The organism is Methanosarcina sp. 1.H.A.2.2, from assembly GCF_000979975.1.
In the GTDB taxonomy this organism is placed as follows: Archaea; Halobacteriota; Methanosarcinia; order Methanosarcinales; family Methanosarcinaceae; genus Methanosarcina.
Genome location: NZ_JJQL01000080.1, coordinates 1 through 21,303 on the forward strand (window position 1 = coordinate 1; position 21,303 = coordinate 21,303).

Annotated in this window: 15 protein-coding genes and 3 tRNA genes; 15 read left to right on the plus strand and 3 right to left on the minus strand. The window is 43.8% G+C overall.

Translation table 11 applies throughout. The features are described from left to right. Both EO93_RS16995 and EO93_RS12920 read right to left on the minus strand, forming a co-directional pair. Positions 1-99 (minus strand): helix-turn-helix domain-containing protein (locus EO93_RS16995; RefSeq protein ID WP_156161322.1); only part of this gene is annotated, 99 nt, incomplete at its 3' end. 368 nt (positions 100-467) lie between these two features. Beyond that, the gene (locus EO93_RS12920) at positions 468-2,495 is read right to left on the minus strand and encodes a sodium-translocating pyrophosphatase (protein WP_048136524.1); all 2,028 of its coding nucleotides are present in this window, start codon (positions 2,493-2,495) and stop codon (positions 468-470) included. 1,048 nt (positions 2,496-3,543) lie between these two features. On the opposite strand from EO93_RS12920, the gene EO93_RS12925 reads away from it, so the two are divergent. The 8 genes from EO93_RS12925 (at position 3,544) to cobT (ending at position 14,658) form a co-directional block, all read left to right on the plus strand. Further along, complete coding sequence (locus EO93_RS12925; protein ID WP_048162915.1) at positions 3,544-5,559, plus strand: sodium-translocating pyrophosphatase; 2,016 nt, start codon at positions 3,544-3,546, stop codon at positions 5,557-5,559. Positions 5,560-6,800: 1,241 nt separating this feature from the next. After that, a complete protein-coding gene (locus EO93_RS12930) occupies positions 6,801-7,934 on the plus strand; it encodes an MFS transporter (protein ID WP_048162916.1) in 1,134 nt (377 codons plus the stop codon). A gap of 227 nt (positions 7,935-8,161) precedes the next feature. Beyond that, positions 8,162-9,325, plus strand: a complete 1,164-nt coding sequence (locus EO93_RS12935) for an MFS transporter (protein WP_048162917.1) — start codon at positions 8,162-8,164, stop codon at positions 9,323-9,325. Positions 9,326-9,499: 174 nt separating this feature from the next. Beyond that, positions 9,500-9,985 carry an RNA-binding protein gene (locus EO93_RS12940; RefSeq protein WP_048162919.1) on the plus strand — a complete coding sequence of 162 codons (486 nt, stop codon included), beginning with the start codon at positions 9,500-9,502 and terminating at the stop codon, positions 9,983-9,985. A 173-nt stretch (positions 9,986-10,158) separates the two neighbouring features. Further along, positions 10,159-10,539 carry a cell division protein SepF gene (gene sepF / locus EO93_RS12945; RefSeq protein WP_048133502.1) on the plus strand — a complete coding sequence of 127 codons (381 nt, stop codon included), beginning with the start codon at positions 10,159-10,161 and terminating at the stop codon, positions 10,537-10,539. After that, positions 10,536-11,186, plus strand: a complete 651-nt coding sequence (locus EO93_RS12950) for a ZPR1 zinc finger domain-containing protein (protein WP_048133503.1) — start codon at positions 10,536-10,538, stop codon at positions 11,184-11,186. The genes sepF and EO93_RS12950 overlap by 4 nt, the downstream gene beginning before the upstream one ends. 476 nt (positions 11,187-11,662) lie before the next feature. Continuing rightward, complete coding sequence (proS, locus tag EO93_RS12955) at positions 11,663-13,105, plus strand: proline--tRNA ligase (protein WP_048162921.1); 1,443 nt, start codon at positions 11,663-11,665, stop codon at positions 13,103-13,105. Between the two features lie 503 nt (positions 13,106-13,608). Then, positions 13,609-14,658 carry a nicotinate mononucleotide-dependent phosphoribosyltransferase CobT gene (gene cobT / locus EO93_RS12960; RefSeq protein WP_048162923.1) on the plus strand — a complete coding sequence of 350 codons (1,050 nt, stop codon included), beginning with the start codon at positions 13,609-13,611 and terminating at the stop codon, positions 14,656-14,658. 357 nt (positions 14,659-15,015) lie between these two features. On the opposite strand, the gene EO93_RS12965 is transcribed toward cobT, so the two are convergent. Next, positions 15,016-15,255 carry a hypothetical protein gene (locus EO93_RS12965; protein WP_048133506.1) on the minus strand — a complete coding sequence of 80 codons (240 nt, stop codon included), beginning with the start codon at positions 15,253-15,255 and terminating at the stop codon, positions 15,016-15,018. 894 nt (positions 15,256-16,149) lie between these two features. On the opposite strand from EO93_RS12965, the gene EO93_RS12970 reads away from it, so the two are divergent. The 7 genes from EO93_RS12970 (at position 16,150) to EO93_RS13000 (ending at position 21,246) form a co-directional block, all read left to right on the plus strand. Further along, positions 16,150-16,222: transfer RNA gene (locus tag EO93_RS12970), tRNA-Asn, on the plus strand. A gap of 109 nt (positions 16,223-16,331) precedes the next feature. Then, positions 16,332-16,406: transfer RNA gene (locus EO93_RS12975), tRNA-Ile, on the plus strand. 73 nt (positions 16,407-16,479) lie between these two features. Beyond that, a tRNA-Asn gene (locus tag EO93_RS12980) sits at positions 16,480-16,552 on the plus strand. Positions 16,553-16,970: 418 nt separating this feature from the next. Continuing rightward, the gene (locus tag EO93_RS12985) at positions 16,971-17,894 is read left to right on the plus strand and encodes an aldolase (protein WP_048162925.1); all 924 of its coding nucleotides are present in this window, start codon (positions 16,971-16,973) and stop codon (positions 17,892-17,894) included. 98 nt (positions 17,895-17,992) lie between these two features. After that, positions 17,993-19,426, plus strand: a complete 1,434-nt coding sequence (gene pyk / locus EO93_RS12990) for a pyruvate kinase (RefSeq protein ID WP_048131500.1) — start codon at positions 17,993-17,995, stop codon at positions 19,424-19,426. A 195-nt stretch (positions 19,427-19,621) separates the two neighbouring features. Beyond that, positions 19,622-20,539, plus strand: coding sequence for a hypothetical protein (locus EO93_RS12995; RefSeq protein ID WP_048162926.1), 918 nt, complete (start codon positions 19,622-19,624; stop codon positions 20,537-20,539). A 308-nt stretch (positions 20,540-20,847) separates the two neighbouring features. Further along, positions 20,848-21,246 (plus strand): tetratricopeptide repeat protein, encoded by a 399-nt coding sequence (locus tag EO93_RS13000; RefSeq protein WP_048162927.1) that lies wholly within the window; start codon positions 20,848-20,850, stop codon positions 21,244-21,246. Positions 21,247-21,303 lie beyond the last annotated feature (57 nt).

The following is a 21,303-nucleotide window of genomic DNA, read 5'->3' on the forward strand; positions in this document are numbered from 1 at the left end:
AGTTTCATTATATACCCATCTACACAGTTCCAAAGTAGAATTCAGCTTTGTAACTTGTGATTTTGTTGGATAGATTCTATAACGAGTTACTTTAGGCATAATAAGGAATTAGGCAATTTGACTTAAATAAATGTTACTATGTCGAAGTTGACGGGTTGTATCCCACCATTGAAATGGCGGGGATTAGCCCTTATTGCTCCTAAAGATTTAGTTCCATAATTTGGAATCGATGCACTGGAAGAAAAGGCATATTCTTCTGATACTCAAAAAAGGGCAATACGAAACACAGGAAATAGACAACCTACCAAAGATTTAAGCAAAAGAAACCACTGGAAAAGAAGAACAGAGGAAACAAGGCTAAAAGAACAGAGGAAACAAGGCTAAAAGAACAGAGGAAGCAAGGCTAAAAGAACAGAGGAAACAAGGCTAAAAAGAAAAAAGAAAAAAGAAGGGAAAAAGTTAGGAAATCACATAAACAAGGGTGCAAACACAACAGCCACAATGCTCATGAGCTTAATGAGGATGTTGATTGCAGGACCTGCTGTATCCTTGAACGGATCGCCTACAGTATCGCCGGTTACACCTGCTTTATGAGCATCAGATCCTTTTCCGCCGAAGTTTCCGAGTTCAATGTATTTCTTTGCATTGTCCCACGAACCTCCTGCATTAGACATTGTGATTGCAAGCATGAAACCTGAAACCACGGAACCTGCAAGGAGTCCGCCAAGAGCCCCGGGGCCAAGCACAAGTCCGACTAAAAGGGGTGCAACAACGGCAAGGACTCCGGGTGCAACCATCTCTTTAAGAGCAGAGTGTGTTGAGATTGCAATACATTTGCTGTAATCCGGATCAGCTTTGCCTTCCATCAGACCTTTAATCTCTTTAAACTGTCTCCTTACTTCAACCACCACTTCACCTGCCGCATTTCCGACAGCCAGAATGGTCATTGATGAGAAGAGGAAAGGAAGCATTGCACCTATAGTAAGCCCGATGAATACGTTCGGATTCATAACATCGATAGCATCGAGCCCCACTGCAATACCATATGAAGCAAAGAGGGCAAGTGCAGTAAGAGCTGCGGAACCAATTGCGAAACCCTTACCCATAGCTGCCGTAGTATTTCCTACCGCATCAAGAGTATCGGTAATCTGGCGCACCTCTTTCTTCTGGTGAGACATCTCTGCAATGCCTCCTGCGTTATCAGCTACGGGGCCGTATGCATCGACTGAGAGGGAGATCCCGAGCGTTGCAAGCATTCCGACAGCTGCAATAGCTATGCCATAGAGGCCGGCGAGCTGGAACGAAATATAGATTGCAGCACTGATGATAATAACAGGCCAGATAGTTGATTCCATCCCTTTTGAAAAACCTGTGATGATGTTTGTAGCTGAGCCTGTCTGACAGGAATTTGCAACCCTGAGAGTCGGCTTTTTATCATACGATGTGTAGTACTCCGTAATCTGCCCGATGAGGAAACCTGCAACAAGCCCTGCAACGGTTGCAAAGAATACGTTCAGCCCGTACTCTCCAAGAAGCTGGCCTGTAACGAAGTATGAAGCAATGACAGTAAGAACGATTGCAGCAATCAACCCCATATTAAATGCCATGTGGATTGCTGAAGACTCGGTCTTGTTTGTACGGACAAAAAAAGTACCGATAATAGATGCAAGAATTCCAACAGCTGAAATAACCAGCGGAACTAGAACAACGTTCTGAACCGGGATGCCAGGGAAAGTAGTTGCTGCTGTTGATGCTGCAAGAAGCATCGTTGCAAGGATTGAGCCTACATATGATTCATAGAGGTCAGCCCCCATTCCGGCAATGTCTCCTACATTATCTCCGACATTGTCAGCAATTACAGCAGGGTTTCTCGGGTCATCTTCCGGGATCCCGGCTTCGACCTTGCCTACAAGGTCTGCACCGACATCAGCAGCTTTGGTAAATATCCCACCGCCTACGCGAGCAAAGAGAGCGATAGAAGAAGCTCCGAGTGAAAAGCCCGCAACAATGTTCACGGTGGTGAGCAGACCCAGATCTAAGGCACTTGAAAGAATTATAAATGAAACAGACAGCCCAAAAAGACCAAGACCTACAACACTCATCCCCATAACGGCACCGGATGCAAATGAAACCTTGAAAGCAGGACCAATACCCCTTGTGGCAGCATTTGTGGTCCGCCCATTCGCAATAGTAGCCGTAAGCATCCCTGCATATCCAGCTGTTGCGGAAAGCACTGCACCAAAAACAAAACATGCTGCAGTGAGAACTCCGTTAGGCAGAATTAATGCAATTACAATTGCAAGGAAAACGACAAAAACAGCGATTGCACGATATTGCCTGTTAAGATAGACCATGGCTCCATCGTGAATTAACGCAGTAATTTTCTTAATAAGATCATTACCTTCGCCTTCGTTTTGGACGTTTTTGTAGGAGATACCTGCAAAAATCAGACCAATAAGAGCACATATTGGTGCAAGGTAGATTAACATATCCATAATTTCAACCATCCTACCAGAAAACACATCAGGAACATTTCAATAAAGATATCCTCAGAAGTATTTTTGTGATAATAGATGGGTCTTTGTATATAAATTGATACTGGATTTTCCATTGAAACTCTGGAGAAACTGAGAATTCAGCCCACGCACAACAAAAATATTTCATTGCGAATTGACACGTTGTTACAATTTTATATAAATCTACTCGACAGTAATATTCCGCCGGTCTTATAGATTAGACTTTTCCTTCTTTTTTGTTATCGGTTTGTTTTTTTAGACAACTCCTGTGATTTAGACGACTTTTGCTGGTTAAACAGTCCAATTATTCAGGAGATTCATCCTGGTTAAACAACTCTTACTGATACAGGAGACCTCTGGGAGTTAAACGGTCAAACGGTCCCTGCTCATATCTGGTCCGACCCATTTATCTCAGGGCAAAAACCCGGGGTTCTCCCCCGCCAGATGAATACGGAAACTTATTACCTTGTTAGTAGAATAAATATATATCCAAATTAGATGAGCAAAAGGAAAAGATGGTCTCTTCGTTCACATTTCCAGTCTTATCCACTATTTCTTTATAAGAATTATAGCCGGAACTGAGAGTGTCAAAAAAATTACCGAAAAAGATGCAGGAAAAAATCACTGGTTTCTCCGGAGATTATATTCAGAAAACCCTTATCAAACCCTCTTTTTGCCCCCGGACATGCCCCCCTCGATCCTGCAGATTTGAATTTTATTAATATCAAGTATAGGAAAAAAATGGTCGTATTTTAGGGAGTTGAAAGGGACCTTTGATGAGGCAAAGGAGCGCAAACGTTTATATAAAAAATAACTATTTACGCTGTCATCGAAGATGAGGCTTTACCAATTCAAAATAATATTTTAGAATTAATACTAGATTGATATGTAAAAATCGTTATAAAATAAAAATAAATACATGTTGGAGATAATGAGAGAGATTGAAGCTAAAGGATAGGAACTCTGAAAAGGAATTATAAAAAAATGATAATGTGAAAGGGTATCAAAACCAAAGGATAGGAAATTTATGGAAGGTTTAATATTTATTGCTCCTTTAGCAGGCATTATAAGTTTGGTCTTCGCTGCTTTTTTCGCAAAAAGCGTCCTGAAAGAAGATACCGGCAATGAGAAAATGCAGGAAATAGCCGGTGCAATTCAGGAAGGGGCTATGGCTTATCTAAATCGCCAGTACAAAACGATTGCAGTAGTTTCGATCATTCTCGCGTTCCTGATTCTTATTTTGCTCGATGATGGGCTGAAAATGGCCATAGGATTCCTGGCAGGTGCCATAAGTTCGGCTGCTGCCGGTTATATAGGAATGAGCGTCTCAGTCAGGGCAAACGTCCGGACTGCTCATGCTGCATCAAACGGAATTGAAAAAGCCATGTCAGTTGCATTCCGTGGGGGGGCTGTAACAGGACTTGCAGTGGTAGGACTTGCACTGCTCGGGACAAGTGGCTTTTACATCCTCTATGGGAACGTTGACTTAGTTGTCGGATTTGGTTTCGGAGCCAGCCTTATCAGCCTTTTTGCCAGGGTTGGCGGAGGAATCTTTACAAAAGCTGCAGATGTAGGGGCAGACCTCGTAGGCAAGATCGAAGCCGGGATCCCGGAAGACGATCCCAGGAATGCAGGAGTTATTGCCGACAATGTGGGTGACAATGTGGGCGACTGCGCAGGGATGGGGGCAGACCTCTTTGAGACGTATGTGGTTACTTCTCTGGCTGCCATGCTGCTTGGTTCCCTTATTCTCGGCACTTACGAAAACGCTATACTCTACCCGCTGATACTGGGTTCTGTCGCAATCTTTGCATCCATCATATCTGTCTTCTTTGTGAAGATAGGAAAAGAAGGGAAGATCATGCAGGCTCTCTACAAGGGCGTAGGCGGCTCTGCAATTATCAGCCTGGTTGCTTTCTATTTCGTAACCAACTCCCTTATGGGTGACATCAGATTTTTCTATGCCACTATCGTAGGCATCGTTATCATGGTGCTTATGGTGATGATTACGGAATACTACACTTCCACAAGCTACAGACCAGTAAAAACAATCGCAGCTGCTTCAGAAACAGGGGCTGCAACCAATATTATTTCAGGGTTATCAATAGGCTTCGAAAGCACGCTCGTGCCTACTGTAATAATTGTGATAGGTATACTTACTTCGTACTTTATCGTGGGAGGAGCAGCAGACGCGGGGATAGGGCTCTACGGAATTGCCATCGCTGCCGTTGCAATGCTCTCAACCACAGGTATGATAGTTGCTCTGGACTCTTATGGCCCTATTACGGATAACGCCGGTGGAATTGCCCAGATGGCAAACCTTCCAGCTAAGGTCAGAAAAGTCACGGATGCCCTTGATGCCGTGGGAAACACCACAAAAGCGGTTACCAAAGGATATGCAATAAGCTCTGCAGCTCTGGGTGCACTTGCTCTCTTTGCAGACTACCGCAACAAGGTAAACCTTAATGGACAGTCCCTGAACCTCGACGACCCTGTGGTGCTTGCAGGACTTCTTCTCGGAGCACTGCTGCCGTTCATATTCAGTGCAGTTACGATGAGCGCGGTGGGAAAAGCTGCTTTTGAGGTTGTAAATGAGGTCCGCAGGCAGTTTAGGGAGATCCCTGGAATTATGGAAGGGACAGCTAAGCCAGAATACGGACGCTGTGTTGACATAGTAACAAAAGCAGCTATCCATGAGATGGCAATGCCCGGTTTCCTTGCCGTAATTGTGCCTCTGCTTGTGGGGTTCATCCTTGGCCCGAAAGCACTTGCAGGGCTTCTCATAGGGCTTATTATAGTCGGGTTTATGCTCGCCCTCCTGATGGATAATGGAGGAGGAGCCTGGGACAACGCAAAAAAACTGATTGAAGATGGAAATCACGGAGGAAGGGGCTCAGAAGCTCATAAAGCTGCAGTAGTAGGGGATACCGTAGGTGACCCTTTCAAAGACACTGCTGGGCCTGCCCTTAATGCCCTGATCAAAGTTGTGAATATGGTGGCAATTCTCTTCTCATCCCTTATAATACACAGCGGCCTCTTCTAAGGGAAGAGAAGGATCTGGAATCCCTTAATCCGGGAATCCATTTCCCCAATTTCACATTTCATTTTTATCCTGGTTTTTTATTTTATCGGATGATCCGCTTTTTCAGGCAATTTCCCCTTAAAAACAGACTCGTTTTTTTAAGTAAACCCCATGAATCAAATTATATTTTTCAATCAGTTTTCCTGCAAAAATCATCTATATTATAGAATGGCATACTCATGCTTTTATAGATGAATAGAAATTTTTCAGAGAATTTTACATTTATAGACTAAATTTCTTCCAATATAAGAAGAGATTAAAGTTGTCCATTATGGGATAAATAGTCATTATAGAGAAGAATATGACTTAAAAAATACTCAAACATGATCAGAAAAATAGAAAAGATAATATAATAGGTAATATAATAGGTAATCTCATTATATTATGAATAAAAATATGATTTAAATTAAAATATGAAAAGAGTTAAGGAATTAATAAACGTTTAGAAATAAAATAAGTTATGAAGGTGAGATTCGCAGGTGAAAATGCCAAATAAAAGTGCCAAAGTGCCCTGTAATTACACATTTGATAGTTCAGCAGACGGCACGAAACAAATCACCGCGAAATAATAGAAAAGATAAAAGAAGGAAATTAGACCTGCCTAAAAGATCCGCAAAAGCAGCAGAAAAGTAACTGAGTCTGGAAAGAAACAGAAAAAAGAGCTGCATAATTAGAAATAAGTTAGAAGTAGTGTGAGCGGGTTGGGGAGTGGGGGGTCATATGGGGAGTGGGGGGTATGGTATGTGAAAAAAGTTTCCCGCTCACATTACTCACATAACCCCTATTCAAAGTAATTATATAAATAGCTATGCATTTCTTTCTAGTTAAATATAATAGAGAAAATATCGGGACTATGCGGCCCATGAAAAACAACATCAAGAGCCATTTTTAAAAAAAATTGATGGGCCAATTTAGGTGAATTTATTTTATTTAATTGTTGACTATTGATTGTGTTTTATTCATTTCTCCCCGGTTAGTAACCATACAGCCAATTTTCACCAAAATCGAGATCAATAGACTGGTTTGTACAGGCTTAATAGTTATAGGAGATCAGGTAAGAACATTATAGGGAATTTTCTGTTTATATTATATATTTAACAGATGTTTAAGAGAAGAACCCGTAAATATTGAAAGAGGAATAACAGGTTTCAGGAGAGTAGTCACGATAAAAAACTTATACGAGATTGCGAGTTTTAAATTCTATGAACCCTGAGAGGCGTTTGATTTATATTGCAGTTTTTGCAATTATGGGGCTTTCCAATGCTGTAATCCCCATCCTCCCAGAACTTGCAGCCCGCTATCACAGTACGTATGGAGAATTTGCATCAAGCCTGCTCTTTTCAGGGTACTTTCTGGGAGCCCTTGCAACAATGCTTCCCTTCGGGATTCTGGCTGACAGATTCGAAAACTTCAGGTTAATAGGACTTGGCATTATCCTTACAGCCATCTCAGGGCTAATTATCCTTTTCTCCGAAAACCTGTGGGTCCTCCTGATTTCCAGGTTTATGGAAGGCTCTGCCTGCGGAGCTTTTTTTCCTGCAGCCTTTTCTACACTTTCAAAGTGTAAAGATCCAGGACGGTGCATGGGAGAATTCACCTTTCTATTCAATGCAGGGCTGGCTTCGGGAGCTTTATTTTCAGGACTGCTGGCAGATATCTACCTGAAAGGTGCCATCCTTATATTCACTTTTATGGCTTTACTTTCGGTTATCCCTCTTCTTCCCAGGCACAGAGAGCTCATTAACCTGAAAGGGACGGGAGGAAAATCAGATTTACTGCCAGGTCCGGGTTCTCTCAAAGACCATTTCAAACATTCTTTCGGCGAAGTTGCAGGGCTTCTTAACCGCCACAATTCAGGGATATGGCTGAGTTCTTTTTTGCTCAACGGAGCAATAGGAGTTCTTATAGCCTACTACCCTGATTACAGTTTTGGAGTCCTGACAAAAGCCCAGCTTGGAAGCGCTATTGCGAGCTTATATATCTGCGCCATGATCACTTCTCTTCTGGTTGGGCGTTTTAGAGTCAAGGAAAAGACAATCATCAGGATAGGATTATCATTTTCTGCCCTTGGTGCCCTTTTTGCTATCAAATACCCCTTTCTGGGTTTTTCAAGCCTCGGGGGAGGCTCAGGAATTGCAATGGTAGGTTTTGCCCTGGCTGTTACAAGAATGGATGCAGATAAAGGTCTTGCAATGGGGCTTTTTAACACAACCATATATGCAGGCCTTTCCTTGCTTCCGATCGCTGCAGGGCTCCTTACAGGTATCCTGAGCTTTGAAAAAATATTTGTCGCAACTGGCTGTATCCTGGCAGGAACCCTTCTATTAGAAAACTGAAAGATAGTATCCACAGTAGTATCCACAGTAAGGTCTTTGGAAGACGCTTCCCGGACGGTGGTACCCCTATCCCCTAAAAAAGATGAAAAAATTCATAATAAGAACCAGAAAGAAATAGATCCCTGAGAAACCAGAAATATCTAAAGCTTGCAGGAAAAATAAGATTGTGGAAAGTAGAATTATAGAAAATTAAATAACTGGTCAGACACACAGAACAGAAAAAAACCATGAACTCGAAAAAACTCATACTCTACTCTTCAGTCTTTGCGATCCAGGGACTTTCTAATGCAGCAATTCCCGTCCTTCCCGAGCTTGCAGGAGAGGGAAACGCGAGCCCTGCGGTCTCAAGCCTGCTTTACTCCGGATATTTTATAGGGGCTTTTCTTACACTACTTCCATTCGGAATCCTTGCAGACAGGATAGGAAACCTGAAGGTAGCAGGCCTGGGAATCATACTTACTGTTATTTCGGGGCTTTTTATTTCATTTTCTGACAACCTGTGGATTCTCGGCACCTCAAGATTCGTAGAAGGTATGGGCTGCGGGGCTTTTTTTCCTGCGGCTTATTCCATGCTTGCGGAATGGAAAGACAGCCAGCGAAGTCTGGGAGAATTTAATTTTCTGTTAAATGCCGGACTGGCTGCAGGAGTTTTATTCTCCGGAATGCTTGCGGAAATGGGAATCAAAACCGCAATAAGTATCTTTACCATTCTCGCGGGTTTTTCCTTTGCCTTACTTCTTCCGGAAGCCTGGAAACTGATATCTTCAGGCAGCTCTGGCTGGAAGAAGGAAAAATCCGGCGCCTCAAACAATAAAGAATATTCAGGAGAGCAAACTGAGACCTTAATGACCTTCGAACCTGCCGGGCACCTGAAAAAAGCCCGGAAAGCGTTTTTGGAAAGCGGTTTCTGGAAGATATGGGGAATTTCAGTCCTCCTCTACGGAGCCACCGGCCTGTTGACTTCAAACTATCCGGACTACAGTGCGGACTTCCTGACAAAACCGGAGCTGGGGCTTGCAATTTCAGCCTCATATATAGCTGCAATGTTGAGTTCCCTAGCTGCAGGGAGAGCAAGCGCGGATTATAAGAAAATAATCAGGACAGGAATAGTCCTTGCAGCTGTAGGTGTTCTGCTCTCCATAAAAGCACCTCTGCTGGCATTCTTATTTATTGGTGCAGGGGGAGGGGCTGCAGTGATAGGGCTTGTTACTGCCGTATCCAGGATAAGTTCAAGTGGATTTGCAATGGGGATCTTTAATACAGGAATTTATGCAGGCCTCGGGCTGGTACCGGTTTTTGGAAGTTTATTTATAGATCCTTTAGGCTATGAAACGGTGTTTCTCGGAAGCTCTCTGGTGCTTCTTATGATGCTTTGCATAAAGTTTGAATAAAAACCGTAAAGACCAGGCAAAAGCCATAAGAATCAGATAAAAACTTTTAAGGGAGATTAAATATCCTGTAGCAAATATCCTGCAGCAGGAACCTCTGAGGACCCACAGAAGCTTTAAAAAGCTCAAAAACCCTATCCTATGAATAACCGTACCCTTTTGAAATCAGGTGATTGATTGAAAATAAAGGCAAGAGTTCAGCTGAGGAAAAATGCAAAGAACAAGATGTTAAAAGACCTTGAATCCGCCTTCGGTGAAGAGATGGCAGATCTGGAAAACAAAACTCTGGAAAAGGTTACTCTGGATGAATATTCCCTTATCCTTGTGGAAGGCAGACCTCTTCTGTTTGAAATGGAGGGGACTCTTTTCCCTACAGTCCGCGGAGCTCTTGAGATGGGGCTACAGAAACGTCTTGTTGTTGTAGACAAAGGAGCTATTCGTTTCGTTTCAAACGGAGCGGATATTATGGCCCCGGGTATCCTGGAAGCTGACCCCGAAATAAAAGAAGGGGATCTCGTAATTATAGTTGAAGAGACACACAGAAAACCTCTTGCCATAGGAAAAGCCCTTATGGAAGGGCAACAGATGGTTGATGCAGATTCAGGAAAAGCCATAAAGTCAATAACCTATGTAGGAGACAAACTCTGGAATTTTGAGTTATGAGGGAGCTCATAAGAGGGACTCTGTTTGAGAGAAAATGTCCCTGTAGCAAACGGAAAAATTCCTGAACAGAAGCTGGTAACCAGTGTGGCTTTATAATAGCAAAATTAATTAATATAGATCCCAATATAGGACAGTACTATCCAAATTTAAAAAAATACAAAAGGCGTGCATAAATGGCAAAACTCATAGACAAACTCCTTGGCGGCAATGTAAAAAGTTCAACCAGTGCCGAAGATTACACTGAAATTGACCTCAGCAAATATGAAGAAGTCCTTGAGGCCGAGCCTGCAGAGACTTACGTAAAAATTGCAGAAGTTTCAAGCATCAACCAGATATCCGCACTCAAGCAGGAGATTTACAACGGGAACATCCTTATGATTGACATCTCAAACATCAGAAGCGATGACCTGCTTAGGGACAGGGTTTTAAAAGAGCTGAAAGATGTTGTTGTCGATGTTCATGGAGATATTGCAGGGGTCAAAGGAAACACTGTGATTGTAACTCCTAATGGCATTAAAATCGACAGATCAAAGATTATTGGTGGAAAATATTGAATCAGGATTATTTTAAGAATGAAAACTTTGAGACAAGGACCATCTGCCCTCTGTGTCAGAAAGACCTTGTAATGAAGTGGCAGAGAGATAATATTCCCTATTTAGGGGAGATCATGTACATAACTGCAAACTGCCAGTGCAGTTTCCGTTTTACAGATACCATGATCCTCTCCAGTAAAGAGCCCATGCGCTATGAGCTGTTAGTTGAGAATCTGGAAGACCTGAATGCAAGAGTCGTCCGCTCAACCTCAGGAACGATTCGCATTCCGGAAATGGGGATTGCTGTCGAACCCGGCCCGGCGTCTGATTCGTATATAACGAACGTCGAAGGTGTGCTGCAGAGGGTTCAGAATGTCCTTATGACTGCGAGCAGATGGGTACAGGAAGATAAAGATGAAGAGAAGTTCGCCCGCAGCCAGGAACTCCTGTGCATGCTCAATGAAGTAATCGATGGCAAGAGAACGATCACAATCATCATTGAAGACCCGCTCGGAAACAGCGCAATAATTTCGAAAAAGGCTGTTGCTACCAAACTCTCAAAGGAAGAGGCTGAGGAGCTAAACACCGGCATGATAGTTTTCGATGTTGACAAATCCGAACTTGCACATGATGTTTCGGACAATGTACAGCCCCTCGGAGGAGATTAATTCTTTTATCCGATTTTTTAACAGCCCTGACATGATTCCGGGGGTCGAGCCCCCATAATTGATTTACTTTTAATTCAATAAAGGCAAACACGTCAAGGGCTATACAGGCATTTTTCTGTCCAGATAAAGTAGCAGGGATGCCGCACAAGGTGCAAAATAAAGAAAAGCCATATGCAGAATCTTCCGGATAGGCAACCGGACGGAAAAATATCTATGTGCCTGACCATTCAGACCTTTACGGCACCCGGAAGCCACATTTCCCAAAGTTCCATTATTAGAGTAATAACATTTCATAATACACAACAGTAGCTCAGAATACGTAACAACGTCCCATTATAAGGTAACAAGTCAACTACCCTGAATAAAGACTCAGGAGTTTCCTGCTGAGGTTTTATGACGCGTTATATCTGGACTAAAACGTTTCATATAAGGTTTATCATAAAAATTAACTGAGATCACGATAATACGGTGAAGGTATGGCAGAAAGCGAAAAAGAAGCAGCACTCCCTCCAAAAGAGGAATTCAGCGATTGGTATAACGATCTCCTGTGGATGGCAGAAATAATGGATGTCCGCTACCCTGTAAAGGGGCTTTATGTCTGGTACCCCTTCGGTTTTGCCATCAGGAGAAACACTTACAACATCATCAGGGAAATTATGGATAACAGCGGGCACCAGGAGGCTCTCTTCCCCCTGCTTATCCCCGAAAATGAGTTCATGAAAGAAGCCGAGCACATAAAAGGCTTTGAGGATGAGGTATACTGGGTCACCCACGGAGGAAAAGATCCTCTTGACGTGCCTCTGGCTCTCCGCCCCACAAGTGAGACTGCCATCTATCCGATGTACAAAATCTGGATAAGGTCTCATGCGGATTTCCCCCTCAAGATCTATCAGATAGTCAATACTTTCCGCTACGAGACAAAGCATACCCGCCCCCTGATAAGGCTCAGGGAGATTACTTCCTTTAAAGAAGCCCATACCGTGCATGCCACCTGGGAAGACGCCGAAGCCCAGGTAAAGGAGGCCGTTGAGCTTTATACCGAGATATATCGCAGGCTGGGAGTTCCTGTGCTCCGCTCAAGGAGACCTGACTGGGATAAGTTCCCGGGCGCCGACTACACCGATGCTATTGATGCCATGATGCCTGACGGAAAGACCCTTCAGATAGGCACTGCCCACCACCTTGGCGACAACTTCGCAAAGACCTTCGATATCAAGTACGAAGCCCCTGATGGCGAACAACGTTATGCCCACCAGACCTGTTACGGGATTTCAGAGAGGTGTATTGCAGCCACAATCTCCATCCACGGAGATGACAAAGGGCTTGTCCTGCCTCCCGAAATCGCACCTGTTCAGGCAGTCATTATCCCGATCATCTTCAAGAAAGGAGCAGCCGAGGTGCTTGCGGCCTGCAAGGATGTCCAGGTGCGCCTGAAGAAAGCAGGAATGAGGGTTGAAATCGATGCAAGCGACCTGCGCCCTGGGGCAAAGTACTACAAGTGGGAAATGAAGGGAGTGCCCCTAAGGCTTGAAATCGGGCCTCGAGACCTGGAAAATAATGTGGCTGTGGCGGTAAGAAGAGACACCGGAGAAAAAGAGCAGATCCCTCTGCCTGAAATTGAAGCCGGAGTGCTTTCGAAGTTTGAGGCAATCCATGAAAGCCTCTACGAAAAGGCAAAAACGGGACTTGAAAACCGCATCTATGACTGCACTGAAATTGAGGAAGTAAAGGAAAAGATCCAGAAAGGGGTTGCAACAATACCCTGGTGCGGCAAAAGAGAGTGCGGACTTGCAATGGAAGACCTGATAGGAGCAGGCATCCTGGGAATTCCCCTGACCCCGAGAGGAAAAGGAAAGGAGAAATGCCCTTCCTGCGGAGAAGAAACCGAAACCCGCGTTTACGTTGCAAGAACATACTGAGTCCGGTAAACGCCTTTTCTTAGAAATTCAGCCGGAAAAGAATATGGGGCAGCTGCACCCCATATTCCGGACATTTTCTTCTTATACCGCTTACTTAAAAGAATCCGGACTTATAGAAATAAGTGGAAATTAAACAAAAAAAATCCATCAGACAATTATAATTCTATTTTTCAAAAAAGATGGCCACCCTTCCCGGGAAGGCACCCTTTTAGGGCAGTAACATCCATTTAAACACCCGGAGACAGTACCACATTTATACATTGAAAGTGCCCTCAAACCTTTACTCAATTGATCTTTATTATGCAGTTCACAGCGACGAAGCAACAGACCACGAAATAGGAGTAAAATAAAGTAAAGTTAATTTGAGTAGAATCAAATTATAATTGAGTGCCGATAAATATTAAATACTAAGTCGAAGAATTCTTCACTAGACTTTGAGGAGATTTACATCAATTTATCTTAATATTGTGTGAAACTTACGTTAATTTCATAGAGGAGATATTATGTCCTGGATCGAACCGGAAGTAACGAAAAAGCCTAAAAAACCGATGTTTTTATGCGTACTTTCCAATACCAAAACCGCACACATCCCGAAGCTCTCTGCAGCAGGGAAAACGGCTGAACTTACGGATTATACGCCTGCAGGGGACGCGGAACTTATGGAAACGGGGAACATTATCAGTGTACCGGTGCTTCCCATGACTCCTCCTTATGATACTCCTACTCCTGCGATCATGACCCGTTCAGCGCTGAAGCTTACGGACGCTCCCTACCATTTCATTAATTCCGGTCTAATAGTTACTCCGGATGTCCCGTGCATTGACCTGAAAGCAAAGCCCGGAGAGGACATCCGGGAGGCGATTGCAGTAAGAGATGTACAGGGCATCTACGAGCGGGCAAAATTCCTTGCCAAGAGGCTCAGAAACCAGACAGACCACGTAATAATCGGGGAAAGCATCCCCGGAGGCACAACAACAGCAATGGGAGTTTTAACAGCGCTCGGGTATAACGGAAACGTCAGCAGCAGTGCAGATGAAAACCCTCTTGAACTCAAGAAAAGGGTTGTTGAAGAAGGCATGAAAGCCTCATGCCTGACATTTGGCTGTCTGAAAGATGACCCTATGAAAGCTGTTGCCTGCATGGGAGACCCCATGATGCCTGCTGTTGCGGGCCTTGTTGCAGGTTTCCAGGGCACCGAGATCAGTGTTGTCCTTGCCGGCGGAACTCAGATGGCAGCAGTCTACGCGGTTATCAAACACCTGGGCTTTAACACCGAAAAGCTCTCAATTGCAACAACCCGCTATGTAGTAGAAGATAAATCCGCACATTTTGTCGAGATCACAAGAGCCCTGGGCGTACCAGTAGTCTATGTTGCTGACCCTGGCTTTGGGAAATCATCCCTTAAAGGGCTTCAAAGGTACGAGACAGGCACAATCAAGGAAGGCGCAGGTGCCGGAGGTGCCATGTATCTTGCAGGCCTTTTCGGGATCTCCCAGGATGAGTTCCGGACCGAAGTGGAAAACGTTTGCAAATTGCTCAAAGCCGGACAGTGAAAAAGTAAACGGTTTTTTCAGCAAAATATAACGTTTCTTTTTTACAGATTCCACTTCTCTTCATTTTTTTGCAGAGAGATTTTTAATCAATCATCTTGACGAGATTTACTTTTTTACGCGTTTTGTCCGACAGGTTTTTCCGACAAAAACTAGCTTGCTTTATCCAGTCCGACTCCAGTTGAGAAATAGAGCAAAAGAGCAGAAAACCTGGAAATGAATAATGATGAGTTTCATATATCCAGAGCTAAAAAATATTATAGCTATTAAAAAAGTAAAAATTTAGAGCCTTTTCAGGCTCATTTTCAAAAAACTAAATTTGAATATTCTAACTTTCCCGTGCCAAAAACTTTTTTCAGGTCAGGTCTCTACCATAGCATTCCGGGCGTTTTCAGAGACCTCCAGCTCTGTAACAGAAGACACCCTTTGGGCAGCCAGTGGTTTCTGAGCATGAGTCATGCCACTTTCCCCGGAGAAACAGACCTCAGAACTCATGCGTCCGCAACTCCTGCAGTAGTAGAAAACATTAGAATCTATAACCTGGCGTTTCAGCTGGACCTTGCATTCACTGCAAACCATAGGAACACTGAAATTTTCCATGCAGACTCCTCAGTCATATATCATGATTGAGTCGAGCCTTGCAGTGCCTGTTTTTGTCCAGTACTTGCAAATGCTACAGTACTGCATTCCACCATCTTGACTCAATTTAAGCTTAGCGTTGCATTTTGGACATATTTTTAGATGTTTCGTGAATAAGCCCCCTTATTCTCCATTTTTAACCTGTGAGGTTAAGAGGCCAGAAGCGCGATAGGACCCGAAGAGTGCCTTTAATATCAGAAAAAGCCTGAAAAGATACCCAACAGTACAGAGAGCAACTGACCTTAAACCCCTGATGCTAACATTACTATAAAGCCCGAAGCGGCTTTTATACTGGTTGAAATCCCCCGGACAGGTCCTTAAATAAAGGAGTTTTAAGCTAAAATGAATTTACGTTGCTTAAAACAAAGCCTATCCGACTTCGATACTTAAAGCTGTAAAAAGCTAATCAAATATATTATTCATGATAGGATATAAGGTTTGTCTCGCAAATAAATATTGACATTAAAATAGGCGGAAAAAGGAATCCTTGGAGATAATATAAAAAGGGAGCAGAAACTTAAAGAAAAAAGAAAATATAGACCGGATTAAGACATTAGTTGAATAGATATTAAATTGGAAGGGAATCAAATAATAGATCGCAGGTGAATGAAGATTAAATTCAAAGATATCAAATAGATATAGTAGATGAATGAAAAGTAAATTGAAAGAAAATCAAATAAAGGCATTGGTAAAATGACATTATGTCGAATAGAATGTACTTACTGCCGGCAGATTTCCCCAAGGTTACCCCTTACTACAGTTTGTGAGAAGGGCGTCAAGCGAAATATATAAATAAGATCATCGCTTTAGGAATGTTCGCGAGAGGTGGGCAAAAAAGCACACCCGATACCAGAAGCCGCTTTAACTCAGTTGGTAGAGTGTCTGGCTGTTAACCAGAATGTCGTAGGTTCGAGCCCTGCAAGCGGCGTAAAACTTTTGCATATACTATAGCGCTTTTTCTAGAAAATAGAAACACATGCAAAAAGTTTATAATTAAAGCCTTACTAACAACTACCAAAGCGCCATAGAAACAATTCGGGCCTGTAGCTCAGTCAGGTTAGAGCGCTCGGCTCATAACCGAGCGGTCACCGGTTCAAATCCGGTCAGGCCCATAAACTTTATATCCAAAGAATCTCTTGTATAAGAAGGTTCTAAGGTAAAAATAATAAACATACCGATCAGAAAGCCGCTTTAACTCAGTTGGTAGAGTGTCTGGCTGTTAACCAGAATGTCGTAGGTTCGAGCCCTGCAAGCGGCGTAAAAACTCATACTTTTTTGCTTTAATTTACTTTTCACATGGCCTTTTCAGGACCTCATTTTATACCCATAAATATTCTATTACACGGGAGTTTTTATGCAATTTTTATGCTTTACTTTTTTTCATTACTTGAACCTTGTAATTGATCCGGTTTTAAATTTCCGAAACGCTTAATAATTCTTAATCGAATAGTTTTTTAACAACAATAGGAAAGAGATTGGGAAGCGTCAGGAAGTTTGGAGCAGGGAGGATCCTGATGCAATGCACCAGCAGTTCAACTGAGAAAATAATTAAATATAGTTGAGAAGAATAAACTAGATAAATCATTTCTCGTATTACTACCTACCTTTTAACTAAATCATCCAGTACCACTTATCATCCAATTGACTGCTACTCAATCAGACTGAGGTTTATACACATGGTTTCAATTAACAAAGAAGACGTAATCGTGCCTTTAGATGTCCCGAAAACAATGCGTGACACATATGTGGAAAATTACATGGAGATTACCAAAGGCACCGGCAAGCTCATGCTTTTTGCCGGAGACCAGAAAGTAGAGCACCTGAATGATGACTTTTTTGGAGAAGGGGTCCCTGAAGACGATGCTGACCCGGAACACCTTTTCAGGGTCGCATCCCAGAGCAAGATAGGAGTTTTTGCAACTCAGCTCGGGCTGATTGCCCGCTACGGCATGGACTACAGGGATATCCCCTATCTTGTAAAGGTAAACTCCAAGACCCACCTCGTGGAAACTTCCCAGGCTGATCCTTTTAGCAACCTCTGGTATGACATTGACCAGGTGGCCGAGTTTAAGGAAAACAGCGGACTCAATATCCTTGGCGTTGGGTATACGATCTATCTAGGCAGCGAGTTTGAAGCCGAGATGCTTGTGCAGGCCGCCCAGGTAGTTTATGATGCTCATCAGCATGGAATGATGTCCGTACTCTGGATCTACCCCCGCGGAACTGCCGTAAAAGACGAAAAGGACCCGCACCTTATCGCTGGGGCAACAGGAGTCGGAGCCTGCCTGGGGACTGACTTTGTAAAGGTCAATTACCCGAAAAAGGAAGGGGCAAAATCTGCCGAGATTTTCAAGGAAGCCGTAAAAGCAGCCGGGCGCACCAAAGTCGTTTGCGCAGGCGGCTCAAGTGATGACGCCGAGGCTTTCCTCAAAAAACTCCACGACCAGATCCACATCTCCGGAGCCCAGGGGAATGCAACCGGAAGAAATATCCACCAGAAATCCCTGGATGAAGCTGTACGCATGTGCAACGCTGTCTACGCCATAACCGTAGAAGAAGCAAGCGTTGAAGAAGCCCTGAAGATCTACAGGAAAGAATAAGCAGATCACACTAAGTAGCGTAAGTTCTGATACTGCTAAAAATAACAATCCCAAAAACGGTATTGAATATCAAATTGAATATCAACGACCGTGAAAATATGCAAATCCCTGACCATAAGACAAAGATCGTCTGCACCATAGGGCCTGCTTCTTCTTCTGAGGAAGTCCTCAGGAAACTGGTGCTTGCAGGCATGAACGTGGCAAGGATTAACTTTTCCCACGGGGACTTCGAGAGCCACGGAAAAGTTATCCAGAGGGTCCGAAAAGTTGCAGAAGAGCTTGACAGGACAGTTGCCATCCTTGCCGATCTGCCAGGCCCTAAAATTCGCGTAGGCAAGCTCAAAAAAGAGCCGCTTATGCTCCATAAAGGTAACCGGATAACCCTTACTGTAGACGAAGCCTCCGGAAGCGAGGACCGCATCCCGGTCAGCTACAAACAGCTCCCGGAAAGCGTATCCCCGGGAAGCCTCATCTACTTGAGCGACGGGTTTATCCAGCTCCGCTGCCTGGAAATCTCGGGAACAGATGTACTTTGCGAAGTTATGGTAGGGGGCCAGCTCTATTCCCATAAAGGACTGAACCTGCCCGGGGCAAAGATATTCCTGGACCCGGTAACGGAAAAGGACTTCAAAATCCTTGAGTTTGCCCTGAATGAGGAAGTTGACGCTGTCAGCATCTCTTTTGTGGAAACGGCCGAAGATATCCGCAAAGTCCGGAATTTTGCTTCAGCCATGGGAAAGCCTGTATATATTGTCGCTAAAATCGAACGGAGACAGGCTGTCCAGAATATTGATGAGATTCTGGAGGAAACCGACGCCCTGATGGTTGCCAGGGGAGACCTCGGAGTCGAGATCCCTATCCAGGAAGTCCCCTCAGTCCAGAAAGAACTCATCCGGAGTGCAAAGCTCCTGAGTATCCCTGTAATCACTGCAACCCACATGCTGGCCTCCATGACCGACAACATCAGGCCCACCCGGGCTGAAGCCACAGACGTTGCCAATGCCATCCTGGACGGGACGGATGCGGTTATGCTCTCGGAAGAAACCGCAGTTGGGAACTATCCTGTGGAAACTGTGGAGATGATGGCAAAAATTGCAAAAACCACCGAAAACTGGCGTTCCCGGACGAAATGGGGGATTGACACAATGCTCAAGGGGATCACGGCACAGGAAATGTCAGTGGATGAAGTAATCGCCCTCCAGGCATACGAAGCCCTGCAAAAGCTTCCTGTAGCCGCTGTGCTTACCCCCACCCGAAGTGGAGCGACCCCACGCCGGCTTTCCCGCTTCAAGCCAGAGCCCTGGATCCTGGCATTCACCCGCTTCCCGAACGCCTGCAGCTGCCTTGCTCTATCTTATGGAGTCTACCCGGTAATCGTAAAAGAAACCTTTGAAAACTGGGAAAAGGAGACCACGGAAAAAGCAAAGGAACTGGGATTTGCAAAAAGCGGAGATCTCGTAGTTTTCACCCAGGGCCCTGCTTCCGGAAAACCCGGAGGCACAAATATGCTCAAGATCCTGACTCTGGACTGAACTGAAGATCGGATAGAAGCCTTCAAAAACAGAAGAGTAGTTAAGAGAAGTTAATACTTATAATCCCTAATTTATCCCAAATTCTATCTTTTGTCAGAAAACGGATACGAAACCTTTTTCATGGCAATAGATTTAGATATCATGTGTGTTTTTTCACACTCCTAATAATTTTACTTATGTTATGAGGTTTCATTCATGAAACGAAAGGATTCTGCAACAAAAAACCAGAAGTATCTGGCAATTTTCCTGGCCGCAACAATGCTTCTCTCAGTCTTTGTGGTATTGATTCAGGGCTCAACAAACAATAATAATGATGATGTCCCCACTCCGGAAACTGGAGAAGAACTTATCACAGTCCCATTCTCCCAGATCCCGGGCAAACACATCCAGCATGAGTTTAACTCCATTATCGACGGATTAGAAATGTCACCAGAAGGAGTGACGAATGCGGTGTATGTTGATCTTCAAAAAACAGAAGGTACACCCTTAGAAGCTATCTTCGGAAACAGACAAACTATGAATGTTTCCTTCTCCTACGGTGCGGATGTTACGAAGAGATACGGTGCAAGTTATGGCAATGAGAGTGGTTTTGAGCTGCACCAGATCCCTGAGCAAAAGATTAGTGTGCCCGCGAATACGCAGGTAATGCCATATGAAGGATATCAGATCCTCGACCGGACAAATGGCACCTACAACATCTGGAACGCCGTTGGAAGCCCCACAATTATAGGCCCCATCCAGAATGTAGCGAACGTAATCAGTATCCTTGAAGGAAATGCGACAGCCACTACTGAATTCGATCAGCTCCTGAGCCAGGCGGATCCGGAAGGAAACGTCTACCAGGAAGTGGCCAAAAGAACAAATAATTCTATTGATATGTCCGCCGAACAATACTACAGAGATCTCAAAAAGCTGGACGACGGCAGTTACATGCAGACATCCATCTACCTTAACCCGAAGCCTGAAGTAAATGAAAAGATCACAGCTTTCCAGGCAAACTCGAGCGAACGTGGTGTTACCTACAACGTAACTACACTGGATAATATTACTAAACTGGTAATAAGCTCAGACTTTGAAAGCCTTTACAACGAAAGTGCCCTGCTTTCAATATAAGCAGGCAAACTTTCTTTTTTAAACTTTTTTGTTTTTATTTTTACCTTATACTTTTGTTCTTCTGGTATCTTCAGGTTTTCTCTTCTGCGTTTCACAGAGCTGAAGCTGACCGACCCCCCATAAAAAACAACAGACGAACCCGTATGCAACTAAGAGTTACCAAACCTATGGAAAAGAAATACCATCGGTGCTGAAAAATACGGCTCATGGTATAGAAAATTGTTTTTTGACCCGCACATTAAAAACAGGGGAAGCAATAATCATCGCCATCTATTTCTGCCGACCTCGCGTATATTCAATGGGAAGTGATGCTATTGGGATTTCTGGACAAATTGTTCAAAAAGAAAATAGAAGGAAAAACCGTAGAAGAATGGTACGGGCTTGCTGTGGGTGAAACAGACCCGGAAAAGAAGATTGAGTATTTCGATAAGGTTCTGGTGTTAAAGCCTGATTTTGCAGGAGCCTGGAACCTCAGGGGACTTGAATTTGTGGTCCTGAAACGGTATGAAGAAGCCATTGCCTCTTTTGACAAAGCGCTTGAAATAAGACCCGGCTATCCGGAGGCAAGGTACAATAAAGAAGATGTTGAAACTGAATTAAGGAAGATAAGGATAACAGAAAGTCCGGTTGAAGGGGAGAAAGAAGGCTCAACGGATACACACGAGGAGAAGGAAGAAGAAACTAAAATTGAGGGGGAAGAAAGTTAAAAACCAAAAAATGGATAAAAAATAGTATTCGGACAGGCAGGTTTTGCCTGACTGCCA

Bases quoted from the DNA above. Each gene is read 5' to 3' on its own strand.
- EO93_RS12920 (WP_048136524.1), bottom strand. From the start codon at position 2,495: ATGGATATGTTAATCTACCTTGCACCAATATGTGCTCTTATTGGTCTG.
- EO93_RS12925 (WP_048162915.1), top strand. From the start codon at position 3,544: ATGGAAGGTTTAATATTTATTGCTCCTTTAGCAGGCATTATAAGTTTG.
- EO93_RS12930 (WP_048162916.1), top strand. From the start codon at position 6,801: ATGAACCCTGAGAGGCGTTTGATTTATATTGCAGTTTTTGCAATTATG.
- EO93_RS12935 (WP_048162917.1), top strand. From the start codon at position 8,162: ATGAACTCGAAAAAACTCATACTCTACTCTTCAGTCTTTGCGATCCAG.
- sepF (WP_048133502.1), top strand. From the start codon at position 10,159: ATGGCAAAACTCATAGACAAACTCCTTGGCGGCAATGTAAAAAGTTCA.
- proS (WP_048162921.1), top strand. From the start codon at position 11,663: ATGGCAGAAAGCGAAAAAGAAGCAGCACTCCCTCCAAAAGAGGAATTC.
- cobT (WP_048162923.1), top strand. From the start codon at position 13,609: ATGTCCTGGATCGAACCGGAAGTAACGAAAAAGCCTAAAAAACCGATG.
- EO93_RS12965 (WP_048133506.1), bottom strand. From the start codon at position 15,255: ATGGAAAATTTCAGTGTTCCTATGGTTTGCAGTGAATGCAAGGTCCAG.
- EO93_RS12985 (WP_048162925.1), top strand. From the start codon at position 16,971: ATGGTTTCAATTAACAAAGAAGACGTAATCGTGCCTTTAGATGTCCCG.
- pyk (WP_048131500.1), top strand. From the start codon at position 17,993: ATGCAAATCCCTGACCATAAGACAAAGATCGTCTGCACCATAGGGCCT.
- EO93_RS12995 (WP_048162926.1), top strand. From the start codon at position 19,622: ATGAAACGAAAGGATTCTGCAACAAAAAACCAGAAGTATCTGGCAATT.
- EO93_RS13000 (WP_048162927.1), top strand. From the start codon at position 20,848: ATGCTATTGGGATTTCTGGACAAATTGTTCAAAAAGAAAATAGAAGGA.